14 protein-coding genes are annotated in these 18187 nt (G+C 71.7%); 7 read left to right on the top strand and 7 right to left on the bottom strand.

Features of this window, described 5'->3' with window-relative positions; translation table 11 throughout:
• Window positions 1–44 precede the first annotated feature (44 nt).
• From KBX37_RS12940 to KBX37_RS12925, 4 genes are all read left to right on the top strand, one after another.
• Window positions 45–2837 (top strand): immune inhibitor A domain-containing protein, encoded by a 2793-nt coding sequence (locus tag KBX37_RS12940; RefSeq protein ID WP_247657864.1) that lies wholly within the window; start codon window positions 45–47, stop codon window positions 2835–2837.
• A 370-nt stretch (window positions 2838–3207) separates the two neighbouring features.
• The gene (locus KBX37_RS12935; RefSeq protein WP_210776144.1) at window positions 3208–5514 is read left to right on the top strand and encodes an immune inhibitor A domain-containing protein; all 2307 of its coding nucleotides are present in this window, start codon (window positions 3208–3210) and stop codon (window positions 5512–5514) included.
• Between the two features lie 320 nt (window positions 5515–5834).
• Entirely contained in the window at window positions 5835–8222 is a 2388-nt protein-coding gene (locus KBX37_RS12930; RefSeq protein WP_210776173.1) for an immune inhibitor A domain-containing protein, read from the top strand.
• Between the two features lie 202 nt (window positions 8223–8424).
• Window positions 8425–8835: a hypothetical protein gene (locus KBX37_RS12925; RefSeq protein WP_307849051.1), complete on the top strand. Its 411-nt coding sequence runs from the start codon at window positions 8425–8427 to the stop codon at window positions 8833–8835.
• Between the two features lie 7 nt (window positions 8836–8842).
• On the opposite strand, the gene KBX37_RS12920 is transcribed toward KBX37_RS12925, so the two are convergent.
• Genes KBX37_RS12920 through KBX37_RS12910 form a run of 3 tightly spaced genes read right to left on the bottom strand, consistent with a single transcriptional unit; the run spans window position 8843 to window position 10219 of the window.
• On the bottom strand, window positions 8843–9418 hold the full coding sequence (locus tag KBX37_RS12920; RefSeq protein ID WP_210776143.1) for a TIGR03086 family metal-binding protein: 576 nt from the start codon (window positions 9416–9418) through the stop codon (window positions 8843–8845).
• Complete coding sequence (locus tag KBX37_RS12915; RefSeq protein ID WP_210776142.1) at window positions 9405–9872, bottom strand: SRPBCC family protein; 468 nt, start codon at window positions 9870–9872, stop codon at window positions 9405–9407. Before KBX37_RS12915 ends, KBX37_RS12920 begins: the two co-directional genes overlap by 14 nt.
• Entirely contained in the window at window positions 9869–10219 is a 351-nt protein-coding gene (locus tag KBX37_RS12910; protein ID WP_210776141.1) for a metalloregulator ArsR/SmtB family transcription factor, read from the bottom strand. The genes KBX37_RS12915 and KBX37_RS12910 overlap by 4 nt, the downstream gene beginning before the upstream one ends.
• A 169-nt stretch (window positions 10220–10388) precedes the next feature.
• Between KBX37_RS12910 and KBX37_RS12905 the strand changes: the two genes are divergently transcribed.
• On the top strand, window positions 10389–11321 hold the full coding sequence (locus KBX37_RS12905; RefSeq protein ID WP_210776140.1) for an alpha/beta fold hydrolase: 933 nt from the start codon (window positions 10389–10391) through the stop codon (window positions 11319–11321).
• Between the two features lie 16 nt (window positions 11322–11337).
• On the opposite strand, the gene KBX37_RS12900 is transcribed toward KBX37_RS12905, so the two are convergent.
• Window positions 11338–11703 carry a hypothetical protein gene (locus tag KBX37_RS12900; RefSeq protein WP_154940315.1) on the bottom strand — a complete coding sequence of 122 codons (366 nt, stop codon included), beginning with the start codon at window positions 11701–11703 and terminating at the stop codon, window positions 11338–11340.
• Complete coding sequence (locus KBX37_RS12895) at window positions 11700–14882, bottom strand: SseB family protein (protein ID WP_210776139.1); 3183 nt, start codon at window positions 14880–14882, stop codon at window positions 11700–11702. The genes KBX37_RS12900 and KBX37_RS12895 overlap by 4 nt, the downstream gene beginning before the upstream one ends.
• A 140-nt stretch (window positions 14883–15022) precedes the next feature.
• Between KBX37_RS12895 and mycP the strand changes: the two genes are divergently transcribed.
• The gene (gene mycP, locus KBX37_RS12890) at window positions 15023–16246 is read left to right on the top strand and encodes a type VII secretion-associated serine protease mycosin (protein ID WP_210776138.1); all 1224 of its coding nucleotides are present in this window, start codon (window positions 15023–15025) and stop codon (window positions 16244–16246) included.
• A gap of 67 nt (window positions 16247–16313) precedes the next feature.
• Here mycP and KBX37_RS12885 read toward each other — a convergent pair whose 3' ends face one another.
• Window positions 16314–16607, bottom strand: coding sequence for a WXG100 family type VII secretion target (locus tag KBX37_RS12885; RefSeq protein WP_210776137.1), 294 nt, complete (start codon window positions 16605–16607; stop codon window positions 16314–16316).
• 26 nt (window positions 16608–16633) lie between these two features.
• Complete coding sequence (locus KBX37_RS12880; protein WP_088959256.1) at window positions 16634–16951, bottom strand: WXG100 family type VII secretion target; 318 nt, start codon at window positions 16949–16951, stop codon at window positions 16634–16636.
• 266 nt (window positions 16952–17217) lie between these two features.
• On the opposite strand from KBX37_RS12880, the gene eccE reads away from it, so the two are divergent.
• A partial coding sequence (gene eccE / locus KBX37_RS12875) for a type VII secretion protein EccE (RefSeq protein ID WP_210776136.1) occupies window positions 17218–18187 on the top strand: 970 nt, incomplete at its 3' end.

Below are 18187 nucleotides of genomic sequence, written 5' to 3'. Positions count from 1 at the left end.
CGCCGGCCGACTCCTCCCTCCCCATGCCCGAGAATTGGAGCGGCATGAACACATCTCCGCAATCCGGGTCGCGTCGACGCCTACTCGTCGCGCTGCCCGCCATCGCCCTCGCGGCCACGTCACTGACCGTGACGAGCAGTGCGGCGGCCCAGACGTCCAGCCCCCCGAGGGCCACCATCGGAGCGGACGAGTTCTACATCAACTACGCCGAGCCCGCCGTGCAGCCGGACACCACCGGTCCGGAGGTCAAGGGCGCCGGCGGTATCTACGCCCCGGCCCTCGACAAGGCGAAGGCCTACGACCGCAAGTACGCCGGGGGCAACCCGGTGGCGGCGCGGGAGCTGGCGAAGCTCGAGGCCAAGGCGATCAAGACCGGACAGAACCCGCGTCAGATCAAGGGAGCCAAGGGCACCCAGACCGCGAAGCTGCTGACCCTGCTCGTGGAGTTCAACGACCAGGCGAACGACGACTTCACCGACGTGATGGTCCCCAAGACGGTCTTCGAGGACCGGAGCTGTGTCCTCGGCGCCGTGCAGAACGGACCGAAGCACAACGGCATCCCGGACCCGGCGACGCTGCCGCACGAGGACAACAACTCCATGTGGGTGCCGGACTTCTCGCCCGAGCACTTCGACAAGATGCTCTACACCAAGGAGGGCATCACCGAGCGGGTCCGCAAGGACCTGACCGGCCCGGACGGCAAGCCGGGTGTCAGCCTCGCCGGCCGGACGATGCACAACATGTACCTGGAGATGTCCAAGGGCGCGTACACGGTCGACGGGCAGGCCAGCCCTTGGATCACCGTGCCGCACTCGGAGGCCTGGTACGCCGCGTCCCGCTGCTTCCAGAACGAGCAGGGCGAGTGGGTTGCCGGCGCGATGCAGTCGATGAACGGTCACCCGGACAACCCGCTCGGCGCGGGCCGGCTGGCCACGGACGCGGTCGACGCGCTGGCCAAGATGGACCCGAGCTTCCCGTGGGCCGACTACGACATCGAGGACCAGGGTGACGTCGACGGCGACGGCAACTTCAACGAGCCGGACGGCGTGATCGACCACCTGGTGCTGGTGCACGCCGGCATGGGCAAGTCCCGCGGCGGCGGCGACCAGGGCGTCTACGCGGTCTGGGCGCACTCGTCGGCGGTGGCCGGCGGCTACACCGTCCCGGGCACGCAGCTGAAGGTCTCGAACTACATCGTGCAGCCGGAGGACGCCGGCGTCGGCGTCTTCGCCCACGAGTTCGGCCACGACCTCGGCCTGCCGGACCTCTACGACACCTCCGGCACCCCCGGCTCCGACTCGGACGTCGACTTCTGGGACCTGATGGCGTCGGGCTCGCACTCCGGCGAGATCTTCCAGGCACTGCCGACCCACATGGGTCTCTGGGACAAGTGGGTGCTCGGCTGGGCCGATCCGCTGACCGTCACGCCGGGTTCCGTCCCGCGTGACGTGCAGCTCGGGCAGACCTCGAACACCCCGGTCGGCACCAAGGACGGCATCAAGGTCAACCTGCCGAACAAGGTGATCACCCTGGCCACCCCGCACAGCGGTGCCAACATGTGGTACGGCGGCGCCGACCAGGACTGGGCCGACGTGAAGCTGTCCCGCCAGGTCGACGTGCCGGCCGCGGCCGACGCGAAGTTCTGGATGTGGAACAACTACGTCATCGAGGAGGACTGGGACTACGGCTTCGTCGAGGTCTCGACCGACGGCGGGACCACCTGGTCCGAGCAGAAGATCTACGACGCCGCCGGCAACCTGGTCTCCACCGACGACGGCTACTCCGACCCGAACGGCCGGATGGGCGACTACGGCGGCAAGAAGTACGGCCTGACCGGTGACAGCCACGGCTGGCGTCACGACTACGTCAACCTGTCGGCGTACGCCGGCAAGACCGTGCAGCTGCGGCTGCGGCAGGCCACCGACGCCGGGTTCCTGGAGCGGGGCTGGTTCGCCGATGACTTCTCGGTCACCGGCGGCGGCGCCACCACCTGGAGCGACGACGTCGAGGGCGGCGCGAACGGCTGGACCCAGACCGGCGGCACCTGGGCCGGCACCACCGGCGCCGGTTGGCACTTCGACTCGGGCACCCAGGTCAAGGCGCACTACTACCTGGCCGAGTGGCGCAACTTCGACGGCTTCGACAAGGGCCTGAAGTACGCCTACGACACCGTCTACTCGCACGAGGCCTGGAAGGTCGACCGGATCTCGTACAACGCTCCGGGCATGCTGGTCTGGTACCGGGACACCGCGCTGGGCAACGTCAACCACGTGAGCGCCCAGCTCACCGCCCTGCCGAGCTACGGCGCCAAGGGCGGCCTGCTGATCGTCGACTCGCACAACCAGCCGCTGCGCCGGGCTGGTGAGGCGGCGGTCAAGGACACGTCGACGCTCGACAACCTGCCCAGCCGTCCGCAGTCCTCGAACGCGGCCTTCTCGCTCACCTCGACGTACCCCTTCCAGGAGTGCCTCGAGGCGACGGACGAGCCGTACAGCGAGTACTGCACCAGCTTCGGCGCCCAGGCGCCGGTGGCCGGCTTCAGCGACGCGAAGGGCTGGTACCCGGGGATCGAGGTTCGCAGCGGGAAGCTCTTCGCCCGGGACCCCGACGCTTCAGTGGTCATCCCGTCGAAGGGCGGCGTGCCGTACACCACCCGGATCACCAACCCGGACGGCAGCCCGGCCACGGGGCTGTACGGCACGAACCTCGGGTTCACCGTGCTGGGCTCGGGCAACCCGGGTGACCAGGGTGCCGCCTACGGCGTCACCATCACCATCAAGCGGACGGCGAAGGACAACTCGTACGCCACGGTCCACGTGACCCCGGCAACGAACTGATCCGTCCGGTTTCGTCCCACGGGACACACGGCGGGGCCCGTTCGGAGCACACTGCTCCGGACGGGCCCCGCTCTCTTACGCCCTCCTACATCTCCCCGCAATCGGTGTGACATTTTCTCGACCACCAGCGCTCCATTTTGGGGACCCATAACCGCCGTCACTCTAAGTGATCGTGGCCGAACCGTAACCAAAGTTGACGGTTGATTTGCGGGCTGGTTGGTGCCGATTTGACCCGGAATGATGGGCGCTCCTCGGCGTAATTGACCCGTGACAACTGTTTGAACCTCTGTCATGGTGAGTGACGCATGACATGACAGAGACGGCTCTGGTTGTCCCCGTCATGTAACAGTTCCACAAAGGAGGAGGACCTTTGAGGAGACGAGTCACGGCGGGCCTGGCCTCGGCCGCGGCCGCGCTGCTGGCGGCCGGCGTCGTTACGGCCCCGGCGTCCGCCGCCCCGGCGGCGGAGCCCACCCCCGGCGCCGACAAGGCGAAGCACGGCAAGGACAACCTCCCGGATCCGAAGGCGGATCAGCAGCGGGAGCTCAAGAAGCAGGCCATCGCCGACCTGCTCTCCGGCAAGGCCAAGCTTCAGACGCGCAACGGCTCGAAGGTCATCCAGGTCAAGGAAGACCTGTTCGTCGAGTACCAGCAGGCGCCGAAGACGGACCCGATCTTCACGATGCTGGTCGAGTTCGGCGACAAGACGGATCCCCGGACCGGTGGAGCTGCCGGCCCGATCCGTAACCAGATCCCCCAGCCGGACCGCAACTGGGACGGCGGCGCCACCGACGACAACAGCACGCTGTGGCGGTCCGACTTCAACCGGGCCCACTTCCAGGACATGATGTTCGGTCCTGGCGAGTCGATGCGGGACTTCTACTTCCAGCAGTCCGGCGGGCGCTACACCGTCAACGGTGACGTGAGCGACTGGGTCAAGGTTCCCTACAACGAGGCGCGGTACGGCAGCAACGCCATCTCCGAGGCCGACGGGTACTGGAACTTCGTCAAGGACAGCGCCACCTCCTGGTACAACGCCCAGGTGGCGGCGGGCAAGACCCAGGCCCAGATCAAGGAGTACCTGGCCCAGTTCGACATCTGGGACCGGTACGACTTCGACGGCGACGGCAACTTCAACGAGGCCGACGGCTACATCGACCACTTCCAGGCGGTGCACGCCGGTGAGGGCGAAGAGGCCGGCGGCGGCGCCGAGGGCGAGGACGCCATCTGGTCGCACCGGTGGGCCGCCTTCCCGAACCTCGCGGGTTCCGCGGGTCCGGCGGGCAACCTGTCCGGTGGCGTGCAGATCGGTGACACCGGCCTCTGGATCCGGGACTACACCACCGAGCCGGAGAACGGCGGTCTGGGCGTGTTCGCCCACGAGTACGGCCACGACCTCGGTCTGCCGGACTACTACGACACCGCCGGCGGCGACAACGGCGTCGGTTTCTGGAGCCTGATGGCCTCGGGTTCGTGGCTGGGCCACGGCACTGAGGACATCGGTTCGACGCCGGGCTACATGGACCCGTACTCCAAGCTGTTCCTCGGCTGGTTGAACTACTCGACCGTGGAGTACGGCAAGGGCAGCACCCAGGTGACGCTCGGGCCGGCCGGCGACAGCGACGGGCCGAAGGCCCAGGCGGTCGTGGTCAACCTGCCCTCGCAGACCCAGACCACCTCGTACAACACCCCGTTCGGGGGCTCGTACGAGTGGTGGGGCGGCAGCGCGGACGACCTGAACAACACGCTGACCCGTCAGCTGGACCTGACCGGTGCGACGTCCGCGTCGATCACCGCGAAGGCGTCGTACGACATCGAAGAGGACTACGACTACGTCTACGCCGAGGTGTCCACCAACGGTGGCGCCAGCTGGACCTCGCTGAGCAACTCGCTCATCGACGCCGGTGAGACCGGCGTCGACGGCTCCACCAGCGGCAACTGGGTCGACCTGACCTACGACCTGTCGGCGTACGCCGGGCAGACCGTGCAGTTCCGCTACCGCTACCAGACCGACGGCGGCGTGCACCTCGCCGGCGTGTTCCTGGACAACGTCTCTCTCGTCAAGAACGGCGCCACCGCCTGGACCGACGACGCCGAGACGCTGGACGCGGCGTGGACCGCGAAGGGCTTCACTCGGATGACCGGTTCGATCACCGACGTGTACCCCCGCTTCTACATCGCGGAGAACCGGTCCTACGTCGGCTACGACGACACCCTGCGCACCGGTGGGTACAACTTCGGATTCGGCAACACCCGGCCGGACTTCGTGGAGCGCTTCGCGAACCACCCCGGCATGCTGGTGTGGTACGTGAACCTCGCGTACGGCGACAACAACACCTCGCAGCACCCGGGCTACGGCCTGAACCTGCCGGTGGACGTTCGCCCCGACAAGATCAACGTTGGCGGCCAGGGCACCATCAGCAACCGTCGCAACGGCTTCGACGCGACGTTCAGCCTGTACGCCAAGCCGGCGCAGACCTTCCACCGCAACGGTGTGGCGGTCACGCTGCCGGAGCTCGCCCCGAACCCGATCTTCAGTGACAGGGGCATCGCCAAGTACTGGACCTCGGGCAACGCGTGGAACTCGGTGAAGGTGGCCGGCACCGGCACCACCATCGAGATCCTGAAGCAGGGCACCAACCCGACCGACGACATGGTCGTGAAGGTCAGCAACTGATCAATGTGTTAACAGTGGGGCCGGTGGCGTTGACGCCACCGGCCCCCGTTGTTTTGCACCCGCCGCAATCTGATCGAAATCTGTCACTATGATCCACCACTCGCGGATTCGCCCTGCTCATCGCATTGATGAACCGCACCGGTGTGACGGTGAAAAGCATTCCCAACAAAATCTTGCAACAAATCGACGCCTCTGTCTTCCCACGCGTCCCAGGAGTGTCTATCTTCACCATCAGTCCCACTAGTGGGACGACTTCACCGGCCCGTACCCCCGTTGGGCCGGTTCCCTCACACCGGAGGTACCACGTGCGCAAAGTCGCAGTGGGTCTGCTCGGGCTTTCGCTGACGGCGACAGGACTGGTGGCGGGCACGTCCGCCAGCGCCGCGCCGACACCGAAGTTGCCGGCGGCCGCCCCGTCGGTCGCCGAGCCTGCCCATGTCGACCACGATCTGCCCAACCCGCTCGAGAACAAGCGGCGGGCGCTGCGCCAGGAGGGCCTGAGCGAGGTCCTTTCCGGCAAGGCGAAGGCACAGAAGATCAACGGCAGCACGGTCGTCAAGGTCGGCAAGACCCAGGCCGAGGGGCAGGCCGCCCGCACGGCCACGGCCACCAGCCTGACGCAGGACCAGTATGTCGAGCTCTCCAGGGAGCGGACCGACAAGATCTTCGTGATCCTGGCAGAGTTCGGCAACGATCGGCACCCGAACTACCCGGACCAGGACACCGACCCGGACACCGCGGGCCCGACCCGGTTCGACGGGCCGCTGCACAACGAGATCCCGGCCCCCAACCGGGCGGTGGACAACTCCACCGTCTGGCAGGCCGACTACAGCGCTGACTACTTCCGCAAGCTCTACTTCGGAACGGGTCAGGGCGACGAGTCGCTGAAGCAGTACTACGAGGCCCAGTCCTCGGGTCGCTACAGCGTCGAGGGTGAGGTCACCAACTGGGTCAAGGTGCAGTACAACGAGGCCCGGTACGGCCGCTCCGACGGCTACCCGTGCGCCTCGAGCGTCTGCACCAACACCTGGGCGCTGGTCCGCGACGCCGCGAACCAGTGGGTCGCCGGCCAGAAGGCGCAGGGGCGCTCCGACGCGGAGATCGCCGCCGACGTCAAGGCGATGGACGAGTGGGACCGCTACGACTTCGACGCCGACGGCAACTTCAACGAGTCGGACGGCTACATCGACCACTTCCAGATCGTCCACTCCGGCGGCGATCAGGCCGACGGTGACCCGTACCAGGGCGAGGACGCCATCTGGAGCCACCGCTGGTACGCCTTCGCCTCCGACCAGGGCAACACCGGCCCGGCCAACTTCCCGGCCGGCGGTACCCAGATCGGCAACACGGGCGTGTGGATCGGTGACTACACCATCCAGCCCGAGAACGGCGGCCGCAGCGTCTTCTACCACGAGTACGGCCACGACCTCGGTCTGCCGGACGACTACAACGTCACCAGTGGTGGGGACAACAACAACGAGCACTGGACCCTGATGGCCCAGAGCCGGCTCGGCGCCAAGAACGACGGTGGCATCGGCGAGCGGGGCGGCGACCTCGGCGCCTGGAACAAGCTCCAGCTCGGCTGGCTCGACTACGAGGTGATCGTGGCCGGCCAGAAGCGCACCCTGGAGCTCGGGCCGCAGGAGTACAACACCGCCAAGGCCCAGGGCGCCGTCGTGGTGCTGCCGCAGCGGGAGTACACCTTCCAGAACGGCCAGCCGTTCGAGGGCACCAAGCAGTTCTTCTCGGGCAACGACGACGACCTGAACACCACGATGACGCGGACCATCGACCTCACCGGGAAGACCAGCGCCGCGCTGTCGATGAAGGGTCGCTACAACATCGAAGAGGACTACGACTACCTCTTCTTCGAGGCGTCCACCGACAACGGCCAGACCTGGGCGACGCTGCCGGGTACGGCCAACGGCAAGGCCCTCAAGGAGATCTCGCCCGGGCGCTTCGCCCTGGACGGCTCCTCCGGCGACAACTGGGTCGACGTCTCCATCCCGATGGACGCCGCGGCCGGCAAGGTCGTGCAGTTCCGGCTGCGCTACCAGACCGACGGTGGTGTCTCCTCGGGTGGCTTCTACGGTGACGCGATCACCGTCACCGCCGACGGGCAGACGGTGCTCAGCGACGGTGCCGAGGCCGGCGCCACCGGCTGGACCCTGAACGGGTTCTCCGTGGTGGAGGAGACCTACAAGCGGACGTTCGACAACTACTACATCGCCGGCAACCGGTCGTACGTCTCGTACGACCAGTACCTCAAGACCGGCCCGTACTTCTTCGGCTACGCGAACACCCGGCCGGACTACGTCGACCACTACGCGTACCAGACGGGTCTGCTGATCTCCTACTGGAACCTCCGGTGGGCCGACAACGACACGTTCGTCCACCCGGGCGAGGGTCGTAACATGATCATCGACGCGCACCCGCGGCCGATCTACAACCTGACCGGCAACCCCTGGCGAGCCCGGGTCCAGGTCTACGACGCGCCGTTCAGCCTGAAGAAGGCCGACTCGTTCACGCTGCACATCAACAGCCAGCCCTCCTACATCCGGGGTCAGGCCGCGCAGCCGCTGTTCGACGACACCCAGAAGTACTGGTACGCGGAGCTGCCGAACCACGGCGTCAAGCTCCCGGCCACCGGCACCAAGATCCGGGTCCTGGAGCAGGACGGCACCTCGCTGAAGGTCCGCTTCTCCTGAGCCACTGATCAGCGCTCCACCGATGCCCGGGCAGGTCACCTGCCCGGGCATCGCCCTTTCCGCCGCCGGCACGTCCGGGACGGAACCGAGGAGGCCCCCGGCGAGTCCCATCCGGGTGACACCACGAACCGCCGCCCTGCCGGCCGCTGTCGCGCTGGCGCTGCTCGTACCCCTGGCGGGCTGCGCCGGGAAGGGAGACTCCGTGTCCGACGACCCGACGCCGGTCAACCCGCCCGCCTCGGCCGGCGCGGCGTCCCCGCCGCCGTCCCCGCCCGCGACCGCGCCCTCCGGCCCCCCGGTCCCGTCGGCGGGCCGGCCCACCCCGCTCTCCGCGACCGAACCGCCGGCCCTGCCGCGACCCCCCGGGCCGCCGAAGAAACCCACCGACAGCCGGGTGACCGACGTGCTCGCCGGCCGGATCACCCGCGGCGGCTCCGGTCCCTGCTACGGCCTGGTCACCGACGACGGCCGGGAGTACGCCCTGCACGGCAGCGGGATGGGCGTCTTCGGCACCGGGACCACGGTGCTGGTCACCATCGCGCCGGGCGACCCGGCACACGACTGCGGGCCGGGCACCCGCGCGAGCATCGTCAAAATCAGCCGGGTCGGCTGAAATACCCCTAGGCGGGCGTCCAGAGCGGATCGCGGCCGATGAACCCGATCAGCCGGGTTTGCGCGTCGGCGTCGGCAGGGGTGGGGACGCGGAGGCCGTACTGGCCCGACGAACGGATCACCTCCTCGATCGGCTCCATCCCCGCCAACAGCACCGCGCAGAAGTCGGTGTCGAGCTGATCGTCCTGCCCGGTGGCGCGGGCCAGGTCCCACGTGTGCATGAACACGTCGGAGGTGTAGAACCGGTCGATCGCCTGGTCCAGTGGCACCTCGCCCAGGTGCCGATTCGTGAGCATCCGTAGCGCGGTATCCGGATCGTCCAGCAGCGCCTGCACCCCATCGCAGTGTGCCTGCCAGGCGGCGACCGGGTCGTCGTGCACGCTCGGCCCGCTGGGCAGCTCGACGCCGGCGCCGGCGGCGAGGAACGGTGGGAACCATTCGACGAGGTGGCCCACCACGTCGCGGGCCGTCCAGCCGGGCACCGGCGAGGGAGCATCCCAAGCCTTGGCATCGCGGACGCGGTCGGTGAACGTGGCCGCGATGCGGCGGTGCCGCTCCGCGGGGTCGAGGTCAGACAGCGCCATTGGCCAGCATCCTCTCGAGCTTGGTGTAGCCGTCTTCCACGCCGATTTCCATGCCGCTCTTCAGCCAGGCGTCGCGGCTGGAGAAGCTGTCCACGAGAGACTGGGTACGGAGCCTGCTCCGGCCGTGGCCGAGGTCCTCGAACCAGAGCGTCTCCAGGGCCACCCCGTCCGGGTCGCCCTCGAAGGTGAACGTCTGCACGATGCGATCCGGCCGTATCTCGTGGAAACAGCCACGGAAGCCGAACTCCGATCCGTCCCGGATGGAGACGAACCGGAAGCTGCCGCCGGTACGCGCGTCCCAATGGTCGATGCGGGTGTCCATGGTGTTCGGGCCGACCCACTGGGCGAAGAGCTCCGGGTCTGTGTGCGCCCGCAGCAGCCGTTCGGGTGTGGCCTGGAAGTCGCGGGTGATCCGGATGATCGGAACCGTGGGATCCGCTTCCACCGTTGTCATGACTGGCGCTCCTCGTCCTCGTTGGTATCGCTCATCGCGGCCAGGACCCGGTCGAGGCGCTGGTAGCGATCCTCGGCCTGGCGGCGGTACCGCTCGATCCACTCGTCCATCAGATCGAGCGCTCCGATCTCCAGGTGCACCGGGCGCGGCTGCGGGCCAGGTGATCGCCGCACCACACCCGCCTCCTCCAGCACCCGCAGGTGCTTGTACACCGCCTGCACGCTCATCTGGTACGGCTCGGCGAGCTGGTTCACCGTGGCGTCGGCGACCGAGAGCCTCGCCACGATGTCGCGACGCGTCGGGTCGGCGAGGGCCGCGAAGACCTTGGACAAGGTGTCGAGCGACATCAGCGCCCCCGTTTCAACCGATTGGTTTAAAGACACGTTAGGCGGCCGGTGCAACGAGGTCAAGGGCATGCGGCACCAACACCAGGGACCGCCATCCGCACCCGGTGGGACCGGGACGAACAGGAACGCCTTTGATGATCCGCAGGACAGAACACCTAGGCTGTGCCCCATGACCGAGCAGCGCCGCGGGCCCGTTGACGAGTCCTGCGTCCTGACCGAGGGGCCGTGGACGCACCGGTTCGTCGGCGCGAACGGCAGCCGCTTCCACGTCGTCGAGGCCGGCGCCGGCCCGATGGTGCTGTTCCTGCACGGCTTTCCCGAGTACTGGTGGGCCTGGCACCAGGTGCTGCCGGCGGTCGCCGACGCCGGCTTCCGGGCGGTCGCCGTCGACCTGCGCGGCTACGGCGCCAGCGACAAGCCACCCCGGGGGTACGACGGCTACACCCTCGCCGCCGACGTCGCCGGACTGATCCGGGCGCTGGGCGAACGCTCCGCGACCGTGGTCGGCACCGGCGCGGGCGGCCTGATCGGCTGGACGGCGGCCTCGTTCCACCCCAGCCTGGTCCGCCGGCTGGTGGTGCTCGGCGCGCCGCACCCGCTGCGCCTGCGGGCCGCCATCTTCGCCGACCCGCGCGGCCAGTTCGCCGCCTCCACGCCCACCCTGAAGTTCCAGCTGCCCCGCTACGAGCACCTGCTGACCCGGGACGGCGGGGCCGCCGTCGAGGAGATGCTGCGCCGCTGGGGCGGCCCGCAGTGGACCCGGGGGCCGGAGTTCGACGCGTACGCGCGGAGCTGCCGGGAGGCGATCCAGATCCCGCAGGCCGCGTTCTGCGCGCTGGAGGGCTACCGCTGGGCGTTCCGGTCGGTGCTGCGGCTGCACGGCTACCGGTTCGTCCGGCTGATGCAGAAGCCGCTGGTGACCCCGACCCTGCAACTGCACGGGGCGCTGGACACCGCCTCGTTGCCGCGTACCGCCCAGGGCTCCGGCCGGTACGTCACCGCCGAATACGAGTGGCGGCTGCTCGACGGCGTGGGGCACTTCCCGCACGTCGAGGCCCCGGAGACGGTGCTCGGCGAGATCCTCCGCTGGTCGAAGTCGTGACCGGGCGGGCGGCGGATCAGACCCGCTGCTCGCGCAGGTCGGCCACCTCGCTGGCGGGTGCCCAGCCCTGGTAGACCCCGAAGTCGAAGACCTCCAGGCCCATCGCCTGCGCCACCGGCCAGCGCCCACCGGTGTACTCCACCCGCAGCCAGCCGTCGTGCTCGCCGAGCACCACGAACGGCTGCCCCTGCCAGGTGCAGGTGGTGCGCACGTACGCCAGGTCCTCGACCTCGCCGGCCGGGACCACCCGGACGTGCCGGCCGGGGCGTACCTCCTCGAAGCCGTCCCCCGGTTCGGGCTGGTAGATGCGGACGTCGTCGCCGTCCGGGCTGGCCTGGTACTCCCGCCCGCGCCACCGGGCCACGTAACCGTCGCGCATCACGGCTCACCCACCTGTCGCCAGAGCAGCGCGTCGGTGTCGAGGAGGGCGACCACCCGCTCGGTGCCGTCCGCGCCGATCCGCCACAGCTGCGCGCCGTGCGGCAGCCGAGCGCTGTCCACCTTGAACTCGGCCACCACCTCGGTGCTGTCGCCCGGGGCGAAGCCGTTGCCCCGGAACGGTGGGCGCTCGATGACCCAGCCCTCCATCGCCCGCATGGCGGCCTCGTTCTGCCCGCCGTACGGGATCCGGTAGAGGCTCGGCCGGTACGCGGGCCAGCGCAACACGTAGATCCGGTCGGCGTCACGCGCGAACGGCGAGGCCGGGTAGCCGAGACCGAGCGCGTCGTGCAACTGCGCCGGGGTGTTGAGGTGCGCCAACTCGTTGGCCCGGTGCACGAAACCGGAGACCCGGTCGTACCCGCGCTCCAGGTAGTAGGCGAGCTGGCTCGGGGCCACCGCCTTCTGCATGGTCACCGGCCGGGTCGGGTCGGCGACCTGCGGGGCGTACCGGGGCCGCTCGGCCGGTTCCTCGACCGCGACCGCCTCCGGCTCGGTCTCGGTGTCGTCACCGAGCCCCACCTCGGCCGCCCAGTTGGCCAGCCCGACGATCTGCTCGCCGGGCAGTTTGGCCCCGATCGGGCTGCCGGGGTTGACCGCGAAGGACCACACCTCTTCCGGCCAGCGCCGGATCAGCTGCACGAACCGGACCTCGACGGTCTCCGCCGGCTCCGGGCAGTGGTCGGCCAGCCGCTCCGGCGAGGTGTGCACCACCACGTACGTCTCGCCGTCGAGTTCCTCCGTACGCCACACGAAACCGGGATCACCGGGACGGCTGCCGGGCGCCGAGTCCGGTGCCACCGGCAGGAGCACCCGGGCCAGGAGCAGCGTGGAGAGGAAGGTGTCGGTGCTGCCGGAGCCGGCCGCGTCCAGCAGGTCCTCCTCGACCGCGTTGGCGGGCTGGAACGCCTCGGCCGCCTGAGCCGGAGTGACGCGGCCGGCACCGCTGGACGGCGGAGCCGCCTCGCCCGGCCGGGTGTCGGCGGCGGCGGAAGGGCCGGTCAGGGTCGGCCCGGCGGGCTCGGCCACCGGAGTCTCCGCCGGCGCGCCGCCGAAGGCCGGGGCGACGGGCGGGGTGGGCACGGTCGCCGCCGGCTGACCGACGAAGGCCGGCGAGACGGGTGCGGCGGGAGAGGGCACCGTCGCCTCGGGCCGCGCGCCGAAAGCCGGCGACACGGGCGCGGTCGGGGCCGTGAAGAGCGACTGCGTGCGGTCGTCGGAAACCGGGGCGAGGGGCTCGGTGGGTTCCTCGTCGTCCGGAGCGGCCTGCGCCGCGGACCCGCCGCCCGGCACCGGAGCGATCGGCTCTGTCCGCTGCTCAGGAGCCGGGAAGACCGACCCGGTGCGCTGCCCGGCAGCCGGGAAGACCGGTTCCGTCCGCTGCTCGCGGGCCGGGAAGACCGGTTCCGTCCGCTGCTCGGGGGCCGCGAAGAGCGGCGAGGTGCGCTGCTCGGCGGCCGGGAAGACCGGTTCGGTGCGCTGCCCGGCGGCGGGGGAGATCGGCTCGGTGGGGTCGTCGGCGGACGGGGAGGCGAAGGCCGGGCGGGGGAAGGTCGTTCCCGCCGGGCCGGCGGCGGCGAACTGCCCGCCGCCGGCGGAGCCGTTCATGCTGGCGCTGTTGTCCAAGCCGGCCGTGGCCGGCGCGCTCCGCTCCGGCGCCGGGGTGACGGGCAGGTCCCGGGACTCGATGACGGTGCCCTCGATGACGATGGGCGAGAAGCCGCGACGCGGTGCCGGCGGCCCGGAGACCGGCTCGGCGATCGACACCGGCAGCTCCTCGACCGGCCGCGCGGACGGGTCGGGAAGGCGCTGGGTCTGCTCCTCGGCGGCCGGCGCCGCGGGCGTGGGGTGCCGTCGCGGCAGTGCCTGGGTCGCCTCGGCGTCCGGCGTCGGAACCCGGAACGCCCGGGTGGACTCCTCCGCCAACGGGTCCGGCCGTCGGTCCGCCGGCGCGGGGGGCGGCGCCTGTCCGTCGGGCCGGTCGAACTGGAACGCCCTGGTCGGTTCCTCCTCCGGCCGCGCGGACGCCGGGCGGCGCCGGGGGAAGGCCTGGCCACCGAGCCCAGGCCGCGGCGGCGGCGCGGCCCGCTCACCGGTACGCAGCGGGTCCCGCGACGCGCGGGGCGAGGCACCCCGCTCGGAGGCCGGCTCGAAGAACGAGCTGCGGCCGTTGGGCGGGCCGCCGTCCCCGGCGAGACGGGCGCCCAGCCCCTCACCGAGGAGCCGACGCCGGGGCGAGGTCATCCAGGGCGCGACGGGCGGCCGGGGAGCCTGGTCGGGATCGGACGGTGGCGTGGCGACCGGCCGGCCGTTGGCCGAGTCCGCCGGTGGTCGAGGCTCGCCGCCCGGCCGCGTCCCCCCGACGGTCGGCACGACCTCCGGGTACGACGCGGCCGCCGGCACCTCCGGATACGACGCGGCGGCCGGCACCACCGGGTCCGTACCCGACGACGGGCGCGGCCGGTCCGGTTCCGGCCGGTACGGCGCGGCCGAGGGGTGGGCGGGGTGCGGCACCCGCGCCGGCCCGGGAGCGCCGGGGCGGGCGGCCGAGGCGTCCGGTCCCGCGCCGATGGCGGGCGTGGGGGCCGGCGGCGCCACCGGGCGCGGCTGTGATCGGGCGTCCGGGGCGAGGTCCCGCGCCTCGTTCGCCGGGGCGGGGCCGGTGGTGTCGGCCTGACCGCGGGCCACCGACTCCACGCGCTCCAGGCGGGCGCGGGCGCCCATGGTGCGACCGGGCAGGCGGACGTCGCCACGGGAGAGCTGGGAGACGAACCACGCCGGCAGGTAGCCCTCGATCGGCAACCCCGGGTTGACGGCCAGCCACCACTCGTGGTTGGGCCAGGTGGCGGCGAGGTCGGCGTACGGGGCACGGCGGCTGGGACCGGCCGTGGCACCGAGGCAGCCGCGCAGCGCGGCGGTGGAGGTGAAGGCCAGCACGTGCGTGCGGCCACCCGTGGTCCAGGTGCCCCAGCCCAGCGGCGCCTCGCCGGCGAGGGCCTGTGCGGAGACCGGCAGGAGCAGCTCGGTGCCGGCCAGGATGCGGAAGTAAAGTTCCTGGTTGTTGGCGTGCAGCGCGTCGCGCATCGCCGTCTCGGCCTCGGTAGCCGGCTCCCAGTCGGTCACGGCCACCTCTCCTCCCGCTAACAGGCCATAGGCATCGCGTACAACCTACAAGGTACGAGCAAGATCACAATGGGCTGACCGCGTGCGGTCGCGAGGCGATAACATCGCGTTCCGGAGTCGACACGATACGGAGGCGGTCGATGCACCGGCCCAGCGCGCGGCCGACCTTCGCCGGCCTGGCGGCGGTCCTGCTGACCGGCCTGCCGGCGCTCGCCGTATCGTCGGCCACCCCCGCCCGGGCCGCCGCGCCGACCTGCTCCGCCCCGCTCGCCCCGGCCCGCTCGGTCACCGGCACCCCGTGGGCCCAGCGCCGGTACGCCCCGGAACGGCTGATCCCGCTGGCCACCGGCGCGGGAGTGACCGTCGCGGTGATCGACTCAGGGGTAGACCGGCGGCACCCGCAACTGCGCGGCCGGGTGCTCGACGGCGCGGACTTCCTCGACCCGGGCGGCGACGGCACCCGCGACTGCGCCGGTCACGGCACCGGGGTGGCCAGCCTCATCGCGGCCGCGTCCGTCGACGGCGTCGCCTTCCACGGGCTGGCCCCCCGCGCCCGGATCCTGCCGGTGCGGGTGAGCGAGCAGCAGGTGGTCGAGGGGCGGGAGTCGGGGCGCACGGTCGGCGCGGCGGACTTCGCCCGGGCCATCCGGTGGGCGGTGGACCACGACGCCGACGTGCTGAACCTCTCCGTCGTGCTGTACGCGGACAACCCGGCCGTCCGGGAGGCGGTGCGCTACGCGGTGCGCCGGGACGTGGTGGTGGTGGCCGCCGCCGGCAACCTGCACGAGAGCGGCGACCCGCGCCCGTACCCGGCCTCGTATGACGGGGTGCTCGGGGTGGGCGCCATCTCCCCGGACGGCACCCGCGCCGCCTTCTCCCAGACCGGCTCCTACGTCGACCTGGTGGCGCCCGGCAGCGACGTGCTGATGGCCGCGCCGGAGCAGGGGCACCACCGGGCCGAGGGCACCAGCTACGCCACGCCCTTCGTGGCCGCCACCGCGGCGCTGGTCCGGCAGTACCGGCCCGAGCTCAGCGCGACGGAGGTGGCGCGGCGGATCGTCGGCACCGCCGACCCGGCGCCGGGCGACGGTCGGGGCGGGTACGGCGCGGGCGTGCTGAACCCGTACCGGGCGGTCATCGAGACCGGGGCGGCCGCTACGGCGGGCGCGCGCGGAGCGGCGGCCCTGCCTGCGGACCGGCCCGATCCGGCGCTGCTGGCCCAGCGGGCGCGACGCGCGGCGGCGCGGGACCGGGCCCTGCTGGTCGCCGGGGTCACCGGCGCGGCCGTGGCGGCGGCGGTGCTGCTGACCCTGGTGCTGCCGCGCGGCGCCGGGCGGGGCTGGCGCCCGGCCGGACCGGCCTGACCCGCCGGTGGCCGGCACGGCGACGGCGGCGCCCACGGGATCGTCGGGCGCCGCCGTGCGGCCGGGCTCACTGGAACAGGCCGACGTTCTTCTTCTCCGTGTCGAGGTAGTCGGTGGCGGAGTCGTCCACCGCGAGCTTGATGTCGCGCAGCATGGCCTGCAGGTCCTGCGAGGCGGACCGCCACCGCGCCTGCCGCTGCTCGTACGCCTGCTGCGCCTCGCCGGCCCAGCCCGCCACCAGCGGGGCGGCGTCGCGCTCCAGCTGGCCGAGCTGCGAGTCGAGCGTGTTCAACGCCTTCTGGATGTCCGCGCTGGCCTGTTGCAGCGCGGCGAAGTTGACGACCAGGACACCGTGGTCCATCGGATGCTCCTCCCCCTGGGGTGTGGTTACAGCGGCAGCTGGATGCCGCGGTTGGTGCCGGAGACCCGGCTGGCCGCCTCGTCGTCGGAGACGTCGTACTGCCGGCCGGCGGTGCGGATCGCCGACGCGGTCTCCCGCAGGGCGCGCTGCAACGCCGCCTGGTCCTGCGACCACTGCTGCTTGACCTGCTCGAACGAGCGGCCACCGGCACCGCGCCAGGCCTGCTGCAACACCTCCAGCTCGGCCATCAGGCCGCTGAGCATGCTCTGCAGCGACTGGTCCACCTGCTCGAACTTCGCGGCGGTCTGCTGCATCACCGCGGCTTCTGCCTGGGTCTGGGCCACCCGGACGTCACCTCGTCTCTCCGTCGTGGCTGCCGCCGGACGATCCATGGACGCCTCGGGGGCGGGGCCCACGGCGGCGACGGTCAGCCGAACTCGTCGCTGACGGTAGCGGCCCGATCGTCGTTGTGCTACCCCCTCGTCCTCCCCTGTGGACAACCGGCACCGGCGGCTTCCCTTACCATGGGTCACGTCGCCGTCGCGGTACGGTGCGCAGCGGTGGTCCGGCGGCGGCCCGGCGGTCCGACACGTCGAGCGGAGGAGACGCGGTGACGGCGAGCACGACGGCACGGCCGGCCCACCGCCAGCCCCTCCCACCACAGTGGAACGCGGTCCCCGCCCGCCGGTCGACCGCCGTCCGCGCCGGTCAGGTGGTGGCCGCGCAGGTCGCGCTGGCGCTGCCGGTCGCGGCCCTCGGCCGGGGCGCGGCGGTGCTCGCGCTCGCCCTGCTCGCCGCCGGGCTGCTGCTCGCCACGGCCTGGGTGCGCTGGCGCGGCCGGTGGCTGTTCGAGTGGCTCGGCACCGGCGTCGGGTACGCCAGCCGCCGGCGGCTGCTCGCCCCGGCCGCCGGCCCGGCCGCGCTGCTGGACCTGGTGCTCCCCGGCGCCGTGGTGCGGTCGGTGGAGCTGGCCGGCGGGCCCGCCGCCGTGATCGACGACGCCGCCGGGCTGACCGCCCTGATCGAGCTGGGCGATCCCGGCGACCTGCTCGGCGACGGCCCGCACGCGCTGCCCGGGCCGGCCGCGCTGCTGCCGCCCGCCACGACCGAGCACCCGCCGCTGCGGGTCCAGCTCCTGCTGCACGCCGCCCCGGCCCCGGCGCCCGGCGCGGCGGGCGGGACGGCGGGGACGTCGTACCGGCAGTTGACCGAGGGGCGGCTGCCGGGGCAGGAGCGGGCGCTGCTCGCCGTCCGGGCGCTGCGGGTGGACGGCTGGTCGGACGAGGAGCTGCGCCGGGCCCTCTCCGGCACCGTACGCCGGCTGGTCCGCCGGCTCGGACCGGTCGGCGCCCGACCGCTCGGCGAGCACGCGGCGCTGCGCGTACTCGGGGAACTGGCCCACCACGACGGTGGCCGGCCGACCCGGGAGACCTGGCCGGCGGTGCGCTCCGCCGACCTGCTCCAGGCCGGCTTCCGGCTGGCCCGCTGGCCCGACCCGGGCACCGAGCTGGGCCGGCGGCTGGTGCCCCGGCTGCTGGCGTTGCCGGCCACGGCGACCAGCGTGTCGCTCTGCGCCGGGC

This window comes from Micromonospora sp. U56, assembly GCF_018070095.1.
Lineage (GTDB): Bacteria > Actinomycetota > Actinomycetes > Mycobacteriales > Micromonosporaceae > Micromonospora > Micromonospora purpureochromogenes.
This window is presented reverse-complemented; position numbering and strand designations above follow the sequence as displayed.